Here is a 22,329-nt window from a genome sequence, read left to right on the forward strand (position 1 = left end):
AAAAATACTTTTAAATAATCAGTAATATGACAATCGGTTGCCTGCTAATGGTAAGCGTTTTTGACTGAAAATATATTTTAATCTAAAAACTACAATCCCTATATTTGCAGCCTTAAAGTACACTACATGAGAATTTCATACAATTGGTTAAAACAATTCATTAAAATAGATTTAAAATCAGAGGAAACCTCAGCTATTCTTACCGATTTAGGGTTGGAAGTAGAAGTGGTAGAAAAATACCAATCGGTTCGTGGAGGACTCGAAGGTGTGGTGGTAGGTCATGTGCTGACTTGTGAAAAACACCCTGATGCCGATCGATTGAAAATCACAACGGTTGATTTAGGTGATGGTACTCCAGTACAAATTGTTTGCGGTGCAGCTAATGTGGCGGCTGGACAAAAAGTTCCTGTGGCTACTATCGGAACCAAATTGTTTGACAAAGACGGAGTTGAATTTGAAATCAAAAAAGGAAAAATTCGTGGACAAGAAAGTCACGGAATGATTTGTGCCGAAGATGAATTAGGTTTAGGGACTAGCCATGAAGGGATTATGATTTTAGATGACAAACTAAAACCAGGTACTCCTTGTGCGAAAGTCTTCAACATAGAAAATGATGAAGTGTTTGAAATTGGTTTAACGCCTAACCGTGCCGATGCTATGTCGCATTATGGTGTAGCGCGTGATTTGCGTGCGAGTTTACTACAAAAAAATAGCAACATCGAATTGATTACGCCTTCTGTGAGTACGTTCAGAATTGACAAAAGAACTTTGAAAATTGACGTGGATGTTAAAGACAGTAAATTAGCGCCAAGATATTGTGGGGTAACACTTTCGGGGATTACTGTAAAACCATCCCCTGCTTGGTTGCAAAACCGTTTGAAAGCTATTGGCTTGACTCCAAAAAATAATATTGTTGACGTTACTAATTATATTCTGCATGATTTAGGACAACCGCTTCATGCTTTTGATGCTTCTAAAATCAATGGAAAGCTGATTGTAAAAACGGTGGCGGCTGGAACCAAATTCACTACACTTGATGATGTAGAAAGAACTTTGAGCGAGGAAGACTTAATGATTTGCGACGAAAAAGGACCGCTTTGTTTGGCTGGTGTTTTTGGTGGTAAAAATTCAGGCGTTACTGAAACTACGAATTCTATCTTCTTGGAAAGTGCTTATTTCAATCCGGTTTCAGTTCGTAAATCAGCGAAACGTCATGCTCTGAATACCGATGCTTCTTTCCGTTTTGAAAGAGGAATTGATCCTAATGTAACCGAGTTTGCATTAAAACGTGCCGCCTTATTAATCAAAGAAGTAGCAGGTGGCGAAATCACTTCAGATATTGTAGACATCTATCCTAAAAAGATTGAAGATTTCCCAGTGTTCTTGCATTTTGACAAAACGGCCAAGTTAATTGGACAAGAATTGCCGAAAGAAGTCATCAAAAAAATATTGGCTTCGCTAGATATTAAAGTAAACAGTGTTTCCGATGCTGGTTTGGGGTTAATCATTCCTTCTTACCGTGTGGATGTGCAACGTGAAGTAGATGTAGTAGAAGAAATCCTTCGGGTGTATGGCTACAACAACATCAATTTTACTAAAAAATTAAACGCTACCGTAGCGAATTCGGCTAGAACCGAAGATTATAAAGTACAGAATATTATTGCCACGCAATTGAACTCGTTAGGATTTCATGAAATGATGGCGAACTCTTTGACGAATGCCGATTATGTAAAATTATCGGATATGCTGAAAGAAGAATACAACGTTACGATGTTGAACCCATTGAGTAATGATTTGGCCACGATGCGTCAGTCGTTGTTGTTCTCTGGTTTAGAAGCCGTGTCGTATAACATTAACCGAAGAAATGGCGATTTGAAATTATTCGAATTTGGAAAAACCTATCACAAATTACTTTCGGGTTACAGCGAACCAAAGCATTTAACTTTATTTGTTTCTGGAAATCGTTTAGCCGAAAGCTGGACAAACGGTGATAAACCATCGGATTTCTTTTTGTTTAAAGGCTATGTGAATTCGGTATTAAATCGTTTGGGCATTTGCAAAATTGAAAACCGACCTGTAGCCTCTGATGTATTTGCTGAAGGTATGGCTATGGCTAGTGGGAATGATATTTTAGTGGAATTTGGAACTGTAAAGAAATCTATTTTAAAGCATTTCGACATCAAGCAAGAAGTATTTTTTGCCGATTTCAATTGGAACCTAATTTTAAAACTAATCAGCAACAAAATCAAATTTACCGACATTCCGAAATATCCAGAAGTTCGTAGAGATTTAGCTTTATTGGTAGACCAATCCGTAACCTTTGATGCTATCTACAACATTGCGCGTCATACGGAAAAATCTTTGCTAAAAGACATCAATTTATTTGATGTATACGAAGGCAAAAATCTTCCTGAAGGTAAGAAGTCGTATGCGGTAAGCTTTACCATCCAAGACAATTCTAAAACCTTAACGGACGAGCAGATTGACAAAATCATGAGCAAACTTCAGAAGAATTTAGAAACCGAAGTGGGTGCTAGTTTAAGAAAATAATCGCTCTTTTGTCATTCTGATGAAGGAAGAATCTCAGTATATATAAAGCCTCGATATCTCGGGGCTTTTTTGTTTCATTATGATTCCCTTTGGTTTTGATTTTTTTGTGTCAAATTTTTTGAAATGAAATTTTTGACACACTTTTTGTGTCAAATTTTCCAAACTGAAACTTTTGACACACTTTTTGTGTCATTTTTTTCAAAACGAAACTTTTGACACATTTCTTGTGGCAATTTTTTTGAAATGAAACTTTTGCCACACTTTTTGTGGCAAATTTTTTGAAATGAAACTTTTGCCACACTTTTTGTGGCATTTTTTTCAAAATGAAATTTTTGCCACAACTTAATCAAGTTGTTGATAATTATTGACTACCGTTGGGAATGGTTTTTATAATTGTAATATTTTTACATGGAGTGAATAGAAAAACAGTGTTATAAGCTTGAGTAGATTTGCTAGTTATAAGCCATTATTTAAACAACATTGTCCTAAAATGAAGAAAGTCATTTATTTATTATTTTTAAGTCAAATCGTAAGCTCTTGCTTTTTGATGCCTTTAGGAGCTCCTCATACTCATTATGTTAAAAATGTTAGTAAATCAGATTCTCAAATAAAATTGAGCATTTTTTGTACGCCACATAACAAAGCCTATGTAATTTCAGGCAATGTAGAAAGGGATAGTATTTATATTAGTTCGTCAAAAATGAAAACAAAACAAAATTATTGCAATACAAAAGATTTTTTTGGTCAGACTGCTAGAATTTATTCGCTGAGAATCGGAGATTGCAATTTTCATCACGGACTTTTAAATGACACTATCGAAGTAAAAATTGTGAAGCCAAATTTGACGTCCGAAAATTATAAATTTTTAGTACTTACAGATTATCATATTAAAAGCTAAAATCGGGAAAACATTGATTGCAAACTTAATAAACCTTACCTTATGAGAACATTTTTGACGACACTAGTATTTTTTATTGCTGTAAATTCCTTTGGTCAAAATTTAGACGAACTCGGCATGGACAACAATCCAAACTTAACGGAAGCGGAATCTAAATTTTTAACCGATTATATGTCAAAAGAGCAACGTCAAAACTTTAACTTTAAGGATAAGAAAGTAATTTTCGTTACCGGAAACAGTGGACAGCAGTTAGGAACAAAATCTAAATACTTTGACTACATAAGAGAGTGGAACAAAAATGGAAATAAAATTGCCACTTGGGTGGTAGAGTTGAATGAAAAGGAAAAAATCTATTCCGGTGGATATGATGTTATTGTAACGTATTGGGTAAAAATGTTTACAGAAAACAGAAAGAAAAAGATTTTAAAATTAGTCAAAGCCAACAACTAAAAGTAGTTTGGCAAAATAACCACTATAGTTTCTCCTATCCAGAAATTACTCAGTAGAAAATTTAAATATCTTTACAAGAATACTGTAAATTTCATCCATTTTCTGCTAAACATCAGCAAACACAATGAAAAAAACAACGCTCCCCTACTTCATTCTAATTGTTCTAGCAACTTGCTTTCATTGTAAGGCTCAAAAATCTGATTTTATTGTTATTACATCTAATGATACTATTTATGTAGATAAGATTACTATGACTGACTTTGAAATTAAAACAAAGACTCCCGACAAAAAGAAAAAATATAATATGGATGACATAATTAGTTACTACATATCAAAAGAAAATAAGTACTATGTTCGCATACCGCTTGAAAAAAAAGAAATAAAAGCTCCGGAAAAATATGATTACAGAAGAAATGAAAATTCATATTTAGAGGAATATAGAAATAGTATAAAGTATAAATATATTGAAAGATTAACCGTTGGAAAAGTAAATCTATTCGTTGATGAAGTTTATGAACCCGCTACCGGTACTCCTGGACAAGCTAGTGCTCCTGGACAAGCTGGTTATATAGCTGCACATAAAAATAAAACCTATTATATCTCAATATATGATTCAAAATTAGAAATGATCAGCGAATTTGGGAAGTTACTATTGACAACAGATGTCTATGACATAGTAAAAGAATATTTAAATGGAAATAAGGAAATAGAAAAACGATTAGATACATTATACAAATCAAGACCTTTTGCCGAGGAAAAACAGATCATAGATTTGATTAATGATTATAATAGTTGGGTAAAGTCTAATAAATAACAATGAGTAAAAGGACATATAAGTTTTATCCAGTTTCTCCAATCTCTCCAAATAAAAAAGTCTCCCCTAACCTAAAAAGGGAGACTTTTCTCTTTTACACAAAAAGTAATTCGAAGTACTGGTATAAAAATTATGCTTTTGGAGTTACAACAGCATCAATAACATGAATCACTCCATTAGATTGATTTACATCGGCAATAGTCACTTTAGCGCTTTTTCCATTTTCATCCGTGATGTAAAGGTCTTTTCCTTTCATCCAAGCGGTTAAGGTTCCACCACTAACGGTTTTTAAAGTAGCTTTCCCTCCTCCTTTTTTAATAGCAGCAACAATATCAGAAGCGTTCATTTTTCCGGCTACCACGTGATACGTTAAGATGGTTTGTAGTGTTTTTTTGTTTTCTGGTTTTAATAAGGTTTCAACCGTTCCTTTTGGCAATTTGGCGAAAGCCTCATTCGTTGGTGCAAAAACAGTGAAGGGTCCTTTGCTTTGTAACGTTTCTACTAAACCTGCTGCTTTTACTGCCGCTACTAAAGTTGTATGATCTTTAGAGTTTACGGCATTTTCAATAATGTTTTTAGAAGGATACATCGGTGCACCACCAACATTTACTGTTTTTTCTTTCTGAGCAAAAGTAGCCGTGGTTGCAAAAAGGGTTAAGGCAAAAAAGGCTGTTGTTAAAAAATGTCTAGTTTTCATAATATTTTTTTTAAAAGTTATAAAGCCATGTACGCCATGAAGTTGTTTATGGTTTTATCGAACGCAATTTTTTTTGATAAAATTAACACCCATAAAACTTTAACAATAGTTTAAAGTGCTGAAAGCCAAAAAACAAGGAGAATAATTTGGTGAAGCTGTTTTTTATTTTGTACTTTAGAATCATTGCGTTTCAGGTATCATTATTAATTAAAAAGCATTGAAAATGTTTGATAATAGGATTAATTTAGAAAAAAAATTGCTTTCAGAAAGAAGAAAATTCAAATCGGAAGCCACCATTTTAGAAGAAGTCAAAGCTATTTTTGAAGCCAATGAGGTAGCTCGAAATCAAATTAGGAATACCTTAAAAAACAAAAGTCAAACAAAAGCCCATCAGTTGTCGTTGGATTTACTGGAAACCGATAAGATTTTTCATTTAGATCAAATCAAAACGATATGTATTGATTATCGTCTGCGTTTTTTAGACAGTCATTTATTTAAGAATACCATTCCAGAAGAAGCTATCACTAAGATTCGAATGATGGAAGAAAATCATAACACTAAACTAGATGGTTTTAAAATAGTCGCGCCAAGCAAAGCTTTTCATTTGTTAAACTATGACGATCCCTTACTCTTTTTACCGTTAGGAAATGACTACTATTATTTAGTTCATAAGTGGGGAACAGAAATCAATGCCACCAGAAAACTGCTTGTATTACCTATTAAGAACTTATGGAACTTTACCATTTTCAGTGTATTGATAAGTGTGTTATTGACTTTATTGATACCAACGAATAACTTAAGTAAATCGGTTCCTTTGGCTCCAGCGATTATATTCTTATTTAGCTTCAAGTCTATTTTTGCAACTTTAGGGTATTACTTTTTTATGATGGGAAAAAACTTTAATGAGGAGATTTGGCAACGGCAATACTATAATAACTAAATAAAAAAAGTCCCGATTACTCGGGACTTTTTAATTATAAACTTAAAAAGATTATTTCTTTTTTTCTGTTTTTTCCATTTTTGCTTTTAAACCAGCAAGAATGTCATTGTTATCTCCAAGAGTTTGAGCAGGTGCATTGTTATTTGAAGCAACTGATTCAGCTACAGCTTTAACATTTTTCTCTTCTTCTTCTCTAAAGATAGCGGTGTGAGATGCTACTACTCTTTTGAATTCTTTGTTGAATTCAATTACTTTGAAGTCAGCTGCCTCACCTTTTTTCAATTTTTTACCGTCTTCTTTTTCTAAGTGACGTGTTGGAATAAACGCAACTACATCATCTCCGAAATCAACAGTAGCTCCTTTGTCAACAATCTCAGCGATAGTTCCGTTGTGGATAGTTCCCACCGCGAAAGCATCTTCATGTTTGTCCCAAGGATTAGCAGTAGTTTGTTTGTGACCTAAAGATAATTTACGTCCGTCAACATCTAATTCTAATACTACTACATCTAATTTGTCACCTACGTTAACAAATTCAGATGGGTGTTTGATTTTCTTAGTCCAAGAAAGGTCAGAGATATACACTAAACCGTCTATTCCTTCTTCTAACTCAACGAATATACCGAAGTTAGTAAAGTTTCTAACGATACCTGTGTGTTTAGAACCTACAGGGTATTTAGCCGTAATGTCTGTCCATGGATCTTGTGTCATTTGTTTGATACCTAAAGACATTTTTCTTTCATCTCTATCAAGAGTTAAGATAACTGCCTCAACAACATCACCCACTTTTACGAAATCTTGAGCCGAACGCAAGTGCGTAGACCATGACATTTCAGAAACGTGGATTAAACCTTCAACACCTTCAGCTACTTCGATAAATGCACCGTAATCAGCGATTACAACTACTTTACCTTTCACTTTGTCTCCGATAGCTAATTTAGCATCTAAAGCATCCCAAGGGTGAGCGTTTAATTGTTTTAAACCTAATTGAATTCTTGTTTTCTCATCATCAAAATCAAGGATTACAACGTTTAATTTTTGGTCTAATTCCAAAACTTCACTTGGGTGGTTGATTCTTGACCAAGAAAGGTCAGTAATGTGGATTAATCCATCAACACCACCTAAGTCAATAAACACACCATAAGAAGTAATGTTTTTCACAATACCTTCTAATACTTGTCCTTTTTCTAATTGACCAATGATTTCTTTTTTCTGAACTTCGATATCTGCTTCGATAAGAGCTTTGTGAGATACCACAACGTTTTTAAATTCGTGGTTAATTTTCACAACTTTGAACTCCATCATTTTGTTTACATATACATCGTAATCACGGATTGGTTTCACATCAATTTGTGAACCTGGTAAGAACGCTTCGATTCCGAATACGTCTACAATCATACCTCCTTTAGTTCTACATTTAACAAAACCTTGAACGATTTCTCCAGTTTCGTTAGCTGCAATAACTCTATCCCATGATTTGATAGTTCTTGCTTTTCTGTGAGATAATACTAATTGACCTGTTTTGTCTTCACGAACGTCGATTAATACTTCTACTTTGTCACCCACTTTTAAGTTTGGGTTGTAACGGAATTCATTTAAAGAAATAACTCCTTCTGATTTCGCGTTAATGTCAACAATTGCGTCTCTGTCAGTAATTCTTACTACTACACCTTCTACAACTTCTTCTTGATCTGTTGAGATGAAAGTTTTAGTTACTAAGTTTTCAAACTCTTCTAAGTTTTTTTGATCAACTGCGTCAATTCCTTCGGAATAGTTGTGCCAGTTAAATTCATTTAAAAACGCTTCTTGTTCTTTGTTCAATACAGCCATGCTGATAAAATAATTTGTATGTTATGTTCTTCGAGTTTCTTGATGCAAATAAAAACACAACAGTGTTAGATTTAAATAGTTGATACCTAAAGGAAACTCTTCTTCGCCAAAAGGTGTGCAAAAGTAAGCATAAAATATTAATTACAAAATAATTATACCAGAAAAAAGAAGCAAGAAGCAAGAGAAAAGATTTTAAAATTTAGGAGCGAATGGCTTGGGCTTCAAAGGTTTCCCTATTCCTGCTATCCGCGCTACAAGGTAGCCACTCCTATCAGGGCTAAAGAGGAATGGTATTGAATAAAAAAGACCTGACAGGTTTAACAACTTATCAGGTCTAATCTTATATATTAAAAGATACTAATGACTCACATTCGCTACAGCATTCGGGTCGTGTTTGTGTTTAAACATTACAGCAAAAGCAATCGCAATTACTAAAGCATATCCAGCAAACGAAAGCCAGATATTATGCCAGTCTCTGTTGCCATCATGAGTAAAGAATTCGTCAATAATATAACCGCTGGCTAAACCTCCAAATAAAGCTCCAAATCCGTTAGACATCATCATAAACAACCCTTGAGCAGAAGAACGTATTTTAGAATCGGTAGTAGTTTCCACGAAAAGTGAACCCGAAATATTGAAAAAGTCAAAGGCCATTCCGTAAACAATACAAGACATAACAATCATCCAAAGTCCGTCAGCTGGATTACCGTAAGCAAATAAACCAAAACGCAATACCCAAGCAAACATCGAAATCAACATCACTTGTTTGATTCCAAATCGTTTCAAGAAGAAAGGAATTGCCAAAATAAATAAGGTTTCCGAAATCTGAGAAATCGACATAATCAATGTTGATTTTTTCACGATGATACTGTTGGCATATTCTGGTACTTTTCCAAACTCTGACAAGAATACATCACCATACATATTGGTTAACTGCAAGGCCCCTCCTAAGAACATCGAGAACAAAAAGAACAAAGCCATTTTATAAGTTCCAAATAATTTGAAAGCATCTAATCCTAGTTTTTGAGTCAATGTAGCGTTTTCTGCAATCAATTTTTGTGGTGGACATTTTGGTAATGTAAACGAGTAAATTCCAAGTATAACCGCCGAAACAGCCGAGATATAAAACATATTAGCCGAAGCTTTATTGCCTGATAAATTAGTCAACCACATCGCTGCAATAAAACCAATTGTTCCCCATACTCGGATAGGTGGAAATACTTTAACTACATCATAGTTATTATTTTTTAAGATATTGTAAGCCACTGAATTGGATAATGAAATCGTGGGCATATAACAAAGCATTGCCGCAAAAATAACCCAGTAAAAAGTAGTTGGATTATCTACTTGTGGAATATACAGAAGGGCAACTCCTCCAAGAATATGTAATATCCCGTAAAGTTTCTCGGCATTAATCCATTTGTCAGCAATGATTCCTGTAATCGCAGGCATAACGATAGAAGACAATCCTAAAGTGGAAAATATAGCTCCAAATTGTTCGCCACTCCATTGTTTGGTTCCAAACCAGTAATTTCCAACAGTAATTAGCCAAGCTCCCCAAACGAAGAATTGGAGAAAACTCATCAATGTCAATCTCAATTTTATACTCATAAAAATAGTTTTGGTTTCATTAAAATAGAACGTAAATCTACTATTTATATTGAGAAAAACAAATATTTACAACGATTTCGTCACATCTTCCACCATTTCTAAAACGGCATTGAATTGCTCTTCACGGGTAAGGTATGAATTGTCTATTTCAATAGCATCATCTGCTTTTCTTAAAGGAGAATCATCACGGTGAGTATCAATATAATCGCGCTCTTCTACATTTTTTAAAACCTCTTCAAAAGAAACTTCCTGCCCTTTCCCTTTCAATTCTTCAAAACGTCTTTGTGCTCGAGTTTCAGCACTTGCGGTCATGAAAATCTTGAGTTCTGCATTTGGAAAAACAACAGTGCCAATATCTCGACCATCCATTACGATGCCTTTTCCTTTGCCCATTTCTTGTTGTTGCTCTACAAGTTTGGCTCTGACTTCTGAAACTTCAGCTATTAAACTCACAAAATTAGAAACCTCAAGTGTTCTGATTTCTTTTTCAATGTTGACGTCATTGAGATACATTTCGGCAAAACCTAAATCCGCATTAAATTGAAAATGTAGATTGATAAACGGCAAACTATTAATTAGGGATTCTTTATCGAAAAAATCTTTATTAATGTACCCATTTTGCATAGCAAAAAAAGTAACCGCACGATACATAGCACCAGTATCAACATATACGTAGCCTAAGTGTTTGGCTAATTGTTTGGCTAAAGTGCTCTTTCCTGTTGAGGAAAATCCGTCGATGGCTATGGTAATTTTTTTCAATTTGTTGTGTGTTTAGTTGTCATTAGCGAAATCAATAGTCAACCCAAACAAACTTGTATTGGCGGCTAAAGTATATCTTGAATAGGAATAATTAAATTTAATGTTATTCATTTTTAATCCGAAACCAACTGAAATTCCAGAAAAATTTCGCTGCTCTAAAATACGTAATTCTTCTGCTCTTCTGAAGTTGTACCCTAATCTCAAATTAAAAGCTCTTTCTGGAAACAATTCAATTCCAAGAATAACATGGCGTAAAGCATTGCCAAAAACAGAAACATTTTCGGGAGTTGAACCCCCATCCAATCCACCTTGTGCCCTATTGGGATTAGCAAATGCTAATTGCCACTGCTGCATGTTTTCTAAAGTTAGATGCCAACGAATGGGAACATTTTCCATTAATTGAGAAACTCCGATTAAAACTTCTAGAGGCAATTTTTCTCTTGTGTCAGCATAGGTTGTAATTTGGGTTCCCACATTTCTGATAGAGATAGCCCAGTTGACATCATTTCGGGTATCAATGAACATAGCGCCAATATCAACAGCGGCTCCAAAAGAATTGTAGCTCTCTAAAGTGGACGAAATCAATTTAGCATTGGCACCTACATAAAAATCAGAAAAAGGAATATTGTAAGCATAACCGAAAGTTAACGCTATTTCGCTTCCTGTAAAATTAGAAGTTGTATTGCCATTTTCATCATAACCATCAAATTTTCCATAATTGACATAATTAACCCCTCCAAAAAATGTTTGAACATGTCGATCATAAGTATAGGCGTAAGAAGCTGTACCATAAGTAACATCTCCAAATAAGCTACCGTAATTCAAGGAAAGTTTATTGTCCATCTCTGGATTTATATTAGCCGGATTGAAATGGGCTTGATTGACATCGCTGTCATAAAAAGTAATTACTTTTCCACCTAAAGCAGCTTGTCGTGGGGAGGTGACCAAGTTTAGAAATTGATATATTGACTTCCCTCCAATTTGACTAAAACCAATCAAATTAGTGAGACAAAATCCAATACAAATTGTTTTTCTAAACATTAAAAAATGGCTTATGCTATATACTATAACGGAAATGCGAAGATATTATTTTATATGGTATGAAAAAAAGTTAAAAGAAAAAGGCATAAGGGTTGTTTTGCTTATGCCTTAACTGAATTATTTTGAAAGTACTTTATAACTTTTTAGCGTTTTTTACCTTTTGATTGGTTAGAGCTGCTTCAATCACCTCGCTCATTTCTTTAACATAATGGAAAGTTAAGCCTTCGATATATTCTGGTTTGATTTCATCAATATCACTTTTGTTTTCATGACACAAAATAATCTCTTTGATGTTGGCTCTTTTGGCTGCTAAGATTTTTTCTTTGATTCCACCCACAGGCAATACTTTTCCACGTAATGTAATTTCACCTGTCATGGCTAAGTTTTTCTTTACCTTTCTTTGTGTCAATAAGGAAACTAAGGAGGTCAACATAGCAATTCCGGCACTTGGTCCATCTTTTGGTGTAGCGCCTTCTGGAACGTGTAAATGGATATTGTATTTAGAAATCATTTCTGGATCTAAACCAAAAATCTCTGCATTAGATTTTATATATTCTAAAGCAATAGTTGCCGATTCTTTCATCACTGTTCCTAAGTTTCCTGTCAGCGTTAAGTTACCTTTACCCAATGAAATTAAAGACTCTATAAACAGTATATCTCCTCCTACTGATGTCCAAGCCAATCCAGTTACTACACCCGCAACATCATTGCTTTCAGACTTGTCACGCTCTAGTTTTGGTGCACCCAAAATCTTAACGATATCTTCATCGGTAACTTTCTTATTGTAGTCTTCTTCCATGGCTACTGATTTAGCAGCATTTCTGATGACTTGAGCTAATTTTTGTTCCAGACTTCTAACACCCGATTCCCGAGTATATCCTTCCACAATTTTTTCTAATTGTTTTTTTCCAATGGATAAATCTTTAGTGGCCAAACCGTGCTCTTTCAATTGCTTTGGAAATAAATGCTGACGAGCGATTTCTATTTTCTCTTCAATAGTATAGCCAGTCATTTTGATAACTTCCATTCTGTCTTTTAAAGCTGGTTGAATGCTAGCCATATTATTGGAAGTGGCAATAAACATTACTTTAGATAAGTCATAGCCCATTTCTAAGAAATTATCGTAGAACTCACTATTTTGCTCAGGATCTAAAACTTCTAATAAAGCCGAAGATGGATCCCCTTGATGACTATTGGATAATTTATCGATTTCATCTAACACAAAAACTGGATTAGATGTTCCTGCTTTTTTCAAACTTTGGATAATTCTTCCCGGCATGGCGCCAATATAGGTTTTACGATGTCCTCGTATTTCAGCCTCATCCCGTAAACCTCCTAATGAAATACGAACATATTCTCTGCCTAAAGCTTCTGCAATTGATTTTCCAATAGAAGTTTTCCCAACCCCTGGAGGCCCAGTTAAACATATAATTGGAGACTTCATATCATTTCGCAATTTCAATACAGCCAAATGTTCTATGATTCTTTTCTTAACATCTTCTAAACCAAAATGGTCTCGATCAATAATTTTTTGAGCGCGTTTTAAATCGAAATTATCTTTAGAATAATGATTCCAAGGCAATTCTAAAAACAACTCAAGGTAATTTCTTTGTATACCAAAATCAGGAGCTTGTGGATTCATTCGTTGCATCTTGGCAATCTCCTTATCAAAATGTTTGGCAGTTTTTTCGTCCCAAGTTTTAGTTTTGGCTTTCAAACGCATATCTTCTATTTCCTGCTCGTTGGAAACGCCACCCAATTCTTCTTGAATGGTTTTCATTTGTTGGTGCAAGAAATATTCACGTTGTTGTTGGTCTAAATCAAAACGAACTTTAGATTGAATATCATTCTTAAGTTCTAGTTTTTGCAATTCAACATTCATGAAACGCAAAGTTTCTAAAGCTCTTTCTTTTAGAGCATTAATAGCTAATAAATCTTGTTTCTCTTTAACCGTAAGATTCATATTAGAAGAAACAAAATTGATTAAGAACGATTGGCTTTCAATATTTTTGATAGCAAAAGTAGCTTCCGTTGGTATGTTTGGACTTTCCTTGATAATCTCAATCGCTAGTTCTCTAATAGAATCAACAATAGCTTGAAATTCGGTGTCGTGTTTTCCAGGTCTTTTTTCTTCTACCTCTTTTATATTGGCTTTCAAATAAGGCTTTTCTGAAGTTACTGTATCTATTTCAAAACGTTTTTTTCCTTGTAGAATTACCGTAATATTTCCATCAGGCATTTTGAGTACTCTGAGAATTTGTGCTACAGTTCCAACGGTATAAATATCATTTTTCGTTGGATCTTCATCTTCTTCATTTTTTTGCGCTACTACACCAATGATTTTATTTCCAGCATTGGCATCATTGATTAGTTTAATAGATTTATCTCTTCCTGCCGAAATTGGAATTACAACACCCGGAAATAAAACAGTATTTCTTAAGGGTAAAATGGGCAAAGAACTAGGAAGTTCTTCGTTATTCATTTCTTCTTCGTCTTCAGGTGTTAAAAGAGGAATTAAATCGGTTTCGGTATCGAATTCTTGTAGTGACAAATTGTCAAAAGAAATAATATTGCGGTTTGACATAGTATTTAATTAAAGTCAAAATGACATTAGAAATTATTCAATGCTAAACAAAAGTAGAACATCTTTCTTAGGAAATAAATTAAAATCGATGTATAACAGTTGATTTGGCTTAAAATCGATATATAAACTACTATTACCGATTTGCAACATTATTAGTCAAGTATTGTGCCAAAAAAAAACGTCTTGTAAATATGACAAGACGTTTTTATATTTTAATTAAAAAGAATATCTAGGTTTATTGTTTTGTATAAACAAAAGTAATATCAGCCGTTAATTCTACAACTACTCCTCCTTGATTGGTAAGTACTGATCCATTTGTAAATGTTGTAGATAATGTACTTCCTGAGACAATAAAAACTTGAGGTGGATTTGTAATATCAGAACTTGTTAATGTAAGTTGATTTCCACTAAGAGACCAAGTTCCAACATCATCTGGATCTGTATAACATTCATAACCTCCAGTTAAACTTAAATCAACTCCTCTAGAATTTGCTAAATAAGTATTGTTTGCATTTATAACTAAAAGCGAATTATTAAAACAATTTACTTCGTTCATTTGATTTACAGATGAAGTTCCGTCTCCATTCAAATCTGTAGCAGGTGTGGTATTGAAAGCAGTTAACGTATAAGTTCCTGGTACAGTTGCTGTAGGTCCACCTCCACCAACTGCTGCCACTACAACTGGACCAATCCAACCACTGCTTTCTGTAGCAGAACATTTAGCTCTAACATAAAAATCATAACTACTAGAAGCTGAAACACCAGTTATTGTTGCGGTTGTATTGCTAGAACTAACAATTGTTCCAGAACCTAATGAAAAGCCACTGGTTCCAAATTGAATTTCCCATTGAGTTTCAGTATTTCCAGCTATCCAAAGTAGATTTACATTGGTATTTGAGCCTGCATCTCTTGTGGCAGTCAAACCGCCAGGATTTGCGCAATTAGGATTAGACTGAACTGCTGCAACATTTACTGGTCCAACCCAATTGCTGCTTGACGTAGCACTACATTTAGCCTTTACATAAAAATCATAACTGTTGTTTGAATTCAAACCAGTAATAATAATAGTAGTATTTGATGTTGTAACTGATGTTCCTGATCCAAGTACAAAACCTACAATTCCATATTCAATAGTCCATGAAGTCTCCTCATTACCAGGTATCCAACTTAACGTTACCGTATTATTATTGAAAGGACTTGCCAAAAGTGACGTTGGGGTTGCGCAAGTTCCAAAATCATTTAGATTAAGGGCTGCATCAACTGGTTCATTCTCACAAGACGTAAAAGTAAAAGCCATAAGTATTAAAAAAAAGGCTCCTAATAATTTTATTTTATTCATGATAGATTTGATAATAATTGTTCAAATATAATTTTTTTTGAATTTATGACAATGCTTTTTTTGGAATTCTCAACAATAATAACATACCTGTTAAAAAAAATAGGCCCAAAAATACAATAGCAAATCTTGGACTTCCCGTAATTTGATCAATTAATCCATAAACCATCATCCCGATAACAATGCCAATTTTTTCGGAAACATCATAAAAACTGAAGAAGGAGGCTGTGTCTTCTGTTTCGGGTAAAAATTTAGAATAGGTTGATCTACCTAGTGATTGTATCCCTCCCATTACTAATCCCACTAAACTTGCCATGATATAAAAATCGTTTGGTGTTGTAATAAAATAAGCGAATCCACAGAGTAATAACCAAAATCCATTCAGAAAAATCAGCACATTAATATTTCCAAATTTTGCGGAAGCTTTTGAAGTTAGCATGGCACCAGCAATGGCAATCAATTGAATTAAAAGGATACAAGTTATTAAACCTATTTGACTTTCCTCAGGACTACTCCATTGAATCTCTTGTGCACCAAAATAAGTGGCGATAAGCATTACTGTTTGTACAGCCATACTAAACACAAAAAAACTCAATAAATAACGTTTTAATGGAATTTCAGTTTGAAGCATTTTCCATACTTTCTTCAACTCTCTAAACCCGTTGAATATTACAGAAAAACTAACTTTTTCTTTATTAGAATTTCCTTTTGGCAGGTAATAATAAGTATATTGACTAAAGACAATCCACCAAATTCCAACCATTGCAAACGAATAACGCATCGCTTTTATTGAGGCTTCCCCTGGCGTACCTGATATATGAAAAAGAGTTGGTTTCATGATCATCGCTAAATTGACAATCAATAACAAAACACTTCCTATATAACCTAATGAATACCCTTTGGCACTGACTTTATCTTGTTGTTCTGGAAAAGCGATATCAGGTAAATAAGAATTGTAGAATACCAAACTTCCCCAAAAACCAATCAGTCCAAAAAAGTAAAAAGTAAGACCAAGACCAATGTTATTCAAATCAAAAAAATATAACCCAATACAAGACAAGGCACCTATGTAATTAAAAATTCGCATAAAAACCTTTTTATTACCCATATAATCTGCAATTCCAGAAAGTAATGGAGAAAACAAAGCCACACACAAAAACGCTGCTGCGGTTACAAAACTGATTAGTGCCGAGTTTTTAAAACTATGTCCAAAAACAACTATGTAGGGATTGTCTTTATCAAACAAAGCATTATAAAAAATAGGAAAAACTGCCGAAGCAATAACCAAACTATAAACTGAATTAGCCCAATCATAAAAAGCCCAAGCGTTGAGTAATTTTGGATGACCTTTAGGAAGTATTGACATAAGTATTTCTTTTAAATAAAAAATCCCGACATAATCGGGATTAAATATACTCTTTTTTTGGAATTGTAATGTTATTTAAACGTTACGCCAAATTTAGCTGCTTCTGCCTTAGCTTCAGGAACTAATCTACGTAATGCTGCAATCCTAGTTTCATCTGATGGGTGCGTACTCATAAATTCTGGTGGTTTATTCCCTCCTCCTGCTGATGCCATTCTTGACCAAAATACTACGGCTTGATCTGGATTGTATCCAGCAATGGCCATTAGGGTTAATCCAATTTTATCAGCCTCACTTTCATGGCTTCTACTAAAAGGTAACATTCCTCCTATTTCTGTTGTAGCTCCATAAGCTGTCATAGCTATTTGCTGTGTTTCGGCACTTTTACTTCCTGTTGCTGCTGCTACTCCAACGGCACCAAGTTGCTGAATCATTCCTGCACTCATTCTTTGTTGACCGTGATTAGCCAATGCGTGTGACACCTCATGTCCTAAAACTGTAGCTAGACCAGCTTCATCTTTAGTAATGGGTAAAATTCCAGAATAGACTACAATTTTCCCACCTGGCATACACCATGCGTTTACTTCTTTGTTTTCTACTAGTTTGTATTCCCACGCATAATCTTTCAAGTAGCCTTGATATCCATTAGCATTTAACCATTTCTCGGCAGCATTTTTGATTTTGGTTCCAACAAGCTCTACTTTTTTAGCATCAGTAGTACCTGCTATAACTTTATTCTCTTTTATAAAGGTTCCGTATTGAGCAAATGCCGATGGTAAAATTTCACTATTCGGAACTAAAGCTAAGGTGTTTTTACCTGTGAAAGGATTTTTAGCACAAGATACAACTAGCGCAACCATCACAACACCACAGAGTAAGATTCTATTTCTCATATTATTTCAATTTATTGATAACAAATTTAGGAATTTTTTATCCGCCAATAATATGTAATTCTGTGAAATCTTTATATAATATCAAGGTATTGTCGCCGTTTAATCGAAGGGAATCTAAAGTTATTTTTTCGTTATCAACCTCTATTTTCTTTACTTTAAAAGGCAACGCTTTTAGATTGATTTTAAAATTAGAGTATCCTGTTTCAAAAGTCCCTTCTTTATGTTGCTGAATAATAAGCTCTTTCTCTTTTCCATTTAAGGTAAAGGTTCTTAAAGAAAATCTTCCTTTATTGTAGTCATATCCATCTTGAGCATCTTCATAAACGGTAGATTTTTCCTTTCCTAATTTATAATAAACATCCAAAGTCAATTCATCAAATTGTAATTCCCCAACGTATTGTTGCACCGGATATTTCGGGATGATAGCTCCTTCTTTGACGAAAATTGGAATCTGATCGAAATCGGTTTTCACCCAAAGTTCTTTTTTACCTTCAACCAATTCGTTTGTCCAGTAGTTGTACCAATTGCCTTTTGGCAAATACATTCTTCTTCCAAGCGCATTAGGTTCTAATATTGGGCAAACCAAAATTTGATTCCCAAAAATAAACTCGTCCGTTCTGTAATGCGTATGCATATCATCCTGATCGAAATAAACTAAAGGCTTCAACATCGGAGTTCCTTCATTAACATATTGCCAGAACATGGTATACAAATACGGCAACAATTGATAACGCAATTCGACAAATTTCCGAGTAATATCAATCACTTCTTCCCCAAATGACCAAGGCTCTTGTTCTCCATGATCTCCTGAAGAATGCGTTCTACAAAAAGGATGAAAAACCCCTAACTGAATCCAACGTGCATATAATTCTCCCGAAGGTTGCTCTGCAAATCCACCTATATCAGAACCTGTGAATCCCATTCCCGACATGGACATACGTTGCATTTGAATATTGGCAATCCACAAATGTTCCCAACTCGCTACATTATCACCTGTCCAAGACGAAGTATAACGTTGTGCTCCTGAATAAGCTGAACGCGTAATGATAAATGGTCTTTTCGGATAGGCAAATCGCTTAACCCCTTCATAGGTAGCTCTCGCCATTTGCGTTCCATAAATATTATGTGCTTTTCTATGACTACAAGGATTTCCATCATAATCATGACGCACATCATATGGGAAAGTTTTTCCAGGAACATCCATTACTGCTGGCTCGTTCATATCATTCCAAACTCCCTTCACTCCTATTTCCGAAATCAATTCTTTGAATAATCCCGCCCACCATTCTCTTACTTCTGGATTAGTATAATCAGGGAAATTACATTCGCCTGGCCATACTTTTCCTTTCATATAAGGACCATCGGCACGCTTACAGAAATAATCATTTTTTAAGGCTTCTTGGTATACCCAATAATCTTTATCGATTTTAATTCCAGGGTCAATGATAACCACCGTTTTAAAACCGTCTTTCGCTAATTCCGCCACCATTCTTTTAGGCTCGGGGAAATATTCTTTACTCCAAGTAAAACAACGGAAGCCTTCCATATAATCGATGTCTAAATAAATAGCATCACAAGGAATTTTTAATTCTCTAAATTTGCTGGTAACTTCTTTTACTTTACTTTCTGGATAATAACTCCATTTGCATTGATGGTAACCCAAAGTCCACATAGGTGGCAATTCTGGCTTTCCTGTCAAATGCGTGTAAGTAGTCACCACATCGCTCATTTTTGGACCATAAATAAAGTAGTAATTCATCTCACCACCTTCTGCCCAAAAGCTAGTTACATTTCGTTTTTCATGACAAAAATCAAAAAAAGTTCTGAAGGTATTGTCAAAGAAAATTCCATAAGCTTTATGATGATGCAAACCAATGTAAAAAGGAACTACTTTGTATAATGGCTCTTGGTCTTTATGAAAAGCATATTGATCAGTGGCCCAGTTTTCTACACGTTTCCCTTTCAAATTCAAATGGGTTGGCTTATCCCCCATTCCGTAAAAACTCTCCCCATCTTTAGAGGCTTTGCTCATTTTTACGATATTGCCACCATGCTCATAACATTCTTCCCAATGAAACCCATATTCATCTTCTAAAATGGTAAAACCATCAATATCATGAATGGATATTTTCAAGTCTTTCTTGTTGACTTTACAAAATACTTTACTGGTTTTTATCAAATAAAAAGCATTTTCTTCAGTCAATTCCAACTGATTATAGCCATGAGATTGCGTCTTATCGATAGCATAGGAAAAGTCATTGCTGAAGTAGCCTTTGGTAGTATATCGAAAACGAATTAAACTATCTCGAAGAATGGTTATCTTTAGAATTACATTATTGTCAGTATTGAAATAGATGCTATCTACATCTTGTTGGAAACTAACTATTTTAGAAGGAAATTGATCGCCTTTGTATTCAAGTTCTTGGTTGGTAATCATATGGTTTGTTTTGTGTCGAGTGCCAAATTTACAAAGTTGACCACTATAAATTTACATATAGATAAAGTAGTTTTTAACTACAACGTTTGCGAATAGTAATAAAAGAAAATAACCACGAATTACACTAATTTACACAAATCAATTCGTGTGAATTAGTATAATTCGTGGCCAAAAAAAATTTAAGATATTTTATAAACCGTAACTCCCAATGGTGGTAAGACTAATTCAGCCGAATAATCTCTGTAATTCCATGGAGTTTTATCAATTTTAATCGGTTTGGTCATTACTACGCCACTTCCGCCATATTCAGTGTTATCAGAATTAAAAATCTGAGTCAGTTTTCCTTTGCTATGCAAGCCAATTCTATAGTTTTCTCTCACTACTGGTGTGAAATTACAAACTACTACTAAACTTTCCTTTTCATTATTTCCTTTACGGATGTAGCTCAACACCGCATTCTCGCTATCCGAATAATTAATCCATTCAAAACCATCTACATGGAATTGCTTTTCATATAAAGCGGGGTTATTTTTATACAAGGCATTCAAATCCGTAATGCATTTTTTGATACCATCGTGATAGCCAAATTGCAACAAATGCCAATCCAAACTTCCTTCAAAATTCCACTCACTGCTTTGCCCGAATTCAGCGCCCATAAACAATAGATTAGTTCCAGGATGCGTAAACATATAGCCATACAACAAACGTAAATTGGCAAACTTTTGCCACTCATCACCCGTCATTCTCCCTAAAATAGATTGTTTTCCGTACACCACTTCATCGTGAGACAACGGCAACATGAAATTCTCAGTGAACGCATAGGTCATCGAGAAAGTCAAATCATTTTGATGGTATTTTCGATACACACTTTCTTTTTTGAAGTATTGTAACGTATCGTGCATCCAACCCATCATCCATTTCATTCCGAATCCTAAACCTCCTATAAATGTTGGTCTAGAAACCATTGGAAAACTAGTACTTTCTTCTGCTATTGTTTGTGTATCTGGGAAGTTAGCATAAACGGCTTCATTAAAATCTTTTAAGAAACTAATGGTATCCAAGTTTTCTCTTCCACCGTAAATGTTAGGTTCCCATTCGCCCTCTTTTCTTGAATAATCCAAGTAAAGCATAGAGGCCACTGCATCTACACGTAAACCGTCAACATGGTATTGGCTTAGCCAAAATATTGCATTACTTATTAAGAAAGAACGAACTTCATTTCTGCCATAATTGAAAACCAAACTCTTCCAATCGGGATGATAGCCTTTACGTCTGTCTGGATGTTCGTATAAATTAGAGCCGTCAAAAAATCCTAATCCGTGAGCATCATCAGGGAAGTGTGACGGAACCCAGTCTAAGATTACTCCGATTCCGGCTTGGTGCAATTTATCAACTAAAACCATGAAATCTTGTGGTTTTCCAAAACGCGAAGTGGGTGCAAAATACCCCACCAATTGATACCCCCAAGAAGGATCATAAGGATATTCCATAACCGGCATGAATTCAACATGTGTAAAACCAGTTTCTTTTACGTAATCTACCAACTGGTCAGCCAATTCAAGATAGGTTAAAAATTTACCTTCTTTATTCCTTCTCCACGAACCCAAATGCACTTCGTATACCGAAAAAGGTTTGTCTAAACCATTTTTGTCTTTTCGAGTGTCCATCCATTTTTTGTCTTTCCACTTATAGTCTAAATCCCAAATAATGGAAGCCGTTTGCGGTGGATGTTCGCAATATAAAGCAAACGGATCCGCTTTTTCAGTAATGATACCGCCGTTGTTGGATTGTATTTTATATTTATAAGTAGTTCCTTTTTCAACACCTGGAATAAAACCTTCCCAAATACCAGAAGCATCCCAACGCACATTCAACAAATGTTCGCCTTGTATCCAATAATTAAAATCGCCTACCACTGAAACCGAACGTGCGGATGGAGCCCAAATGGCAAAGTAAACGCCTTTAACCCCATTGACTTCTATAGGGTGCGCCCCCATCTTTTCGTAGAGTTTGAAATGTTTTCCTGCTTTAAATAAATCGATATCAAAATCGGTAAAAAGCGAATGTACTTGTACTTGGTTCATTTGTATTTAGTTGTGTAATTATATTGTTTTTAAATCAATTCAAAT

16 protein-coding genes are annotated in these 22,329 nt (G+C 34.6%); 5 read left to right on the forward strand and 11 right to left on the reverse strand.

What is annotated here, in order from left to right:
- Positions 1–126 precede the first annotated feature (126 nt).
- From pheT to OLM53_RS04070, 4 genes are all read left to right on the forward strand, one after another.
- The gene (gene pheT / locus OLM53_RS04055) at positions 127–2,550 is read left to right on the forward strand and encodes a phenylalanine--tRNA ligase subunit beta (protein ID WP_264521779.1); all 2,424 of its coding nucleotides are present in this window, start codon (positions 127–129) and stop codon (positions 2,548–2,550) included.
- 490 nt (positions 2,551–3,040) lie between these two features.
- Entirely contained in the window at positions 3,041–3,448 is a 408-nt protein-coding gene (locus OLM53_RS04060) for a hypothetical protein (protein ID WP_264521780.1), read from the forward strand.
- Between the two features lie 42 nt (positions 3,449–3,490).
- Positions 3,491–3,898, forward strand: coding sequence for a hypothetical protein (locus OLM53_RS04065; RefSeq protein WP_264521781.1), 408 nt, complete (start codon positions 3,491–3,493; stop codon positions 3,896–3,898).
- A 124-nt stretch (positions 3,899–4,022) separates the two neighbouring features.
- Positions 4,023–4,712 (forward strand): hypothetical protein, encoded by a 690-nt coding sequence (locus OLM53_RS04070; protein WP_264521782.1) that lies wholly within the window; start codon positions 4,023–4,025, stop codon positions 4,710–4,712.
- Between the two features lie 130 nt (positions 4,713–4,842).
- On the opposite strand, the gene OLM53_RS04075 is transcribed toward OLM53_RS04070, so the two are convergent.
- Positions 4,843–5,409: a fasciclin domain-containing protein gene (locus tag OLM53_RS04075; RefSeq protein WP_264521783.1), complete on the reverse strand. Its 567-nt coding sequence runs from the start codon at positions 5,407–5,409 to the stop codon at positions 4,843–4,845.
- 223 nt (positions 5,410–5,632) lie between these two features.
- On the opposite strand from OLM53_RS04075, the gene OLM53_RS04080 reads away from it, so the two are divergent.
- Positions 5,633–6,349 (forward strand): hypothetical protein, encoded by a 717-nt coding sequence (locus tag OLM53_RS04080; RefSeq protein WP_264521784.1) that lies wholly within the window; start codon positions 5,633–5,635, stop codon positions 6,347–6,349.
- A 51-nt stretch (positions 6,350–6,400) separates the two neighbouring features.
- On the opposite strand, the gene rpsA is transcribed toward OLM53_RS04080, so the two are convergent.
- The 10 genes from rpsA to glgB all read right to left on the reverse strand — a co-directional run bounded on the left by rpsA (position 6,401) and on the right by glgB (position 22,284).
- Positions 6,401–8,176 carry a 30S ribosomal protein S1 gene (gene rpsA / locus OLM53_RS04085; protein WP_264521785.1) on the reverse strand — a complete coding sequence of 592 codons (1,776 nt, stop codon included), beginning with the start codon at positions 8,174–8,176 and terminating at the stop codon, positions 6,401–6,403.
- A 357-nt stretch (positions 8,177–8,533) separates the two neighbouring features.
- Positions 8,534–9,787, reverse strand: coding sequence for a nucleoside permease (locus tag OLM53_RS04090; RefSeq protein WP_264521786.1), 1,254 nt, complete (start codon positions 9,785–9,787; stop codon positions 8,534–8,536).
- A 66-nt stretch (positions 9,788–9,853) separates the two neighbouring features.
- Complete coding sequence (cmk, locus tag OLM53_RS04095) at positions 9,854–10,546, reverse strand: (d)CMP kinase (protein ID WP_264521787.1); 693 nt, start codon at positions 10,544–10,546, stop codon at positions 9,854–9,856.
- A gap of 12 nt (positions 10,547–10,558) precedes the next feature.
- Entirely contained in the window at positions 10,559–11,587 is a 1,029-nt protein-coding gene (gene porQ, locus OLM53_RS04100) for a type IX secretion system protein PorQ (RefSeq protein ID WP_264521788.1), read from the reverse strand.
- A gap of 133 nt (positions 11,588–11,720) precedes the next feature.
- On the reverse strand, positions 11,721–14,171 hold the full coding sequence (lon, locus tag OLM53_RS04105; protein ID WP_264521789.1) for an endopeptidase La: 2,451 nt from the start codon (positions 14,169–14,171) through the stop codon (positions 11,721–11,723).
- A 235-nt stretch (positions 14,172–14,406) separates the two neighbouring features.
- Positions 14,407–15,510 (reverse strand): fibronectin type III domain-containing protein, encoded by a 1,104-nt coding sequence (locus tag OLM53_RS04110; RefSeq protein WP_264521790.1) that lies wholly within the window; start codon positions 15,508–15,510, stop codon positions 14,407–14,409.
- 43 nt (positions 15,511–15,553) lie between these two features.
- Positions 15,554–16,873 carry an MFS transporter gene (locus OLM53_RS04115; RefSeq protein WP_264521791.1) on the reverse strand — a complete coding sequence of 440 codons (1,320 nt, stop codon included), beginning with the start codon at positions 16,871–16,873 and terminating at the stop codon, positions 15,554–15,556.
- A gap of 71 nt (positions 16,874–16,944) precedes the next feature.
- A complete protein-coding gene (locus OLM53_RS04120; protein WP_264521792.1) occupies positions 16,945–17,763 on the reverse strand; it encodes a M48 family metallopeptidase in 819 nt (272 codons plus the stop codon).
- Positions 17,764–17,800: 37 nt separating this feature from the next.
- A complete protein-coding gene (locus tag OLM53_RS04125) occupies positions 17,801–20,200 on the reverse strand; it encodes a glycoside hydrolase family 31 protein (protein WP_264521793.1) in 2,400 nt (799 codons plus the stop codon).
- Positions 20,201–20,379: 179 nt separating this feature from the next.
- Positions 20,380–22,284 carry a 1,4-alpha-glucan branching protein GlgB gene (glgB, locus tag OLM53_RS04130; RefSeq protein WP_264521794.1) on the reverse strand — a complete coding sequence of 635 codons (1,905 nt, stop codon included), beginning with the start codon at positions 22,282–22,284 and terminating at the stop codon, positions 20,380–20,382.
- Positions 22,285–22,329: the final 45 nt, after the last annotated feature.

The sequence above is a fragment of the Flavobacterium sp. N1994 genome (genome assembly GCF_025947145.1).
Lineage (GTDB): Bacteria > Bacteroidota > Bacteroidia > Flavobacteriales > Flavobacteriaceae > Flavobacterium.

What these genes read in the sequence shown, in the direction of transcription:
- pheT (WP_264521779.1), top strand. Translation starts at nt 127, where the DNA reads ATGAGAATTTCATACAATTGGTTAAAACAATTCATTAAAATAGATTTA.
- OLM53_RS04060 (WP_264521780.1), top strand. Translation starts at nt 3,041, where the DNA reads ATGAAGAAAGTCATTTATTTATTATTTTTAAGTCAAATCGTAAGCTCT.
- OLM53_RS04065 (WP_264521781.1), top strand. Translation starts at nt 3,491, where the DNA reads ATGAGAACATTTTTGACGACACTAGTATTTTTTATTGCTGTAAATTCC.
- OLM53_RS04070 (WP_264521782.1), top strand. Translation starts at nt 4,023, where the DNA reads ATGAAAAAAACAACGCTCCCCTACTTCATTCTAATTGTTCTAGCAACT.
- OLM53_RS04075 (WP_264521783.1), bottom strand. Translation starts at nt 5,409, where the DNA reads ATGAAAACTAGACATTTTTTAACAACAGCCTTTTTTGCCTTAACCCTT.
- OLM53_RS04080 (WP_264521784.1), top strand. Translation starts at nt 5,633, where the DNA reads ATGTTTGATAATAGGATTAATTTAGAAAAAAAATTGCTTTCAGAAAGA.
- rpsA (WP_264521785.1), bottom strand. Translation starts at nt 8,176, where the DNA reads ATGGCTGTATTGAACAAAGAACAAGAAGCGTTTTTAAATGAATTTAAC.
- OLM53_RS04090 (WP_264521786.1), bottom strand. Translation starts at nt 9,787, where the DNA reads ATGAGTATAAAATTGAGATTGACATTGATGAGTTTTCTCCAATTCTTC.
- porQ (WP_264521788.1), bottom strand. Translation starts at nt 11,587, where the DNA reads ATGTTTAGAAAAACAATTTGTATTGGATTTTGTCTCACTAATTTGATT.
- lon (WP_264521789.1), bottom strand. Translation starts at nt 14,171, where the DNA reads ATGTCAAACCGCAATATTATTTCTTTTGACAATTTGTCACTACAAGAA.
- OLM53_RS04110 (WP_264521790.1), bottom strand. Translation starts at nt 15,510, where the DNA reads ATGAATAAAATAAAATTATTAGGAGCCTTTTTTTTAATACTTATGGCT.
- OLM53_RS04115 (WP_264521791.1), bottom strand. Translation starts at nt 16,873, where the DNA reads ATGTCAATACTTCCTAAAGGTCATCCAAAATTACTCAACGCTTGGGCT.
- OLM53_RS04120 (WP_264521792.1), bottom strand. Translation starts at nt 17,763, where the DNA reads ATGAGAAATAGAATCTTACTCTGTGGTGTTGTGATGGTTGCGCTAGTT.
- OLM53_RS04125 (WP_264521793.1), bottom strand. Translation starts at nt 20,200, where the DNA reads ATGATTACCAACCAAGAACTTGAATACAAAGGCGATCAATTTCCTTCT.
- glgB (WP_264521794.1), bottom strand. Translation starts at nt 22,284, where the DNA reads ATGAACCAAGTACAAGTACATTCGCTTTTTACCGATTTTGATATCGAT.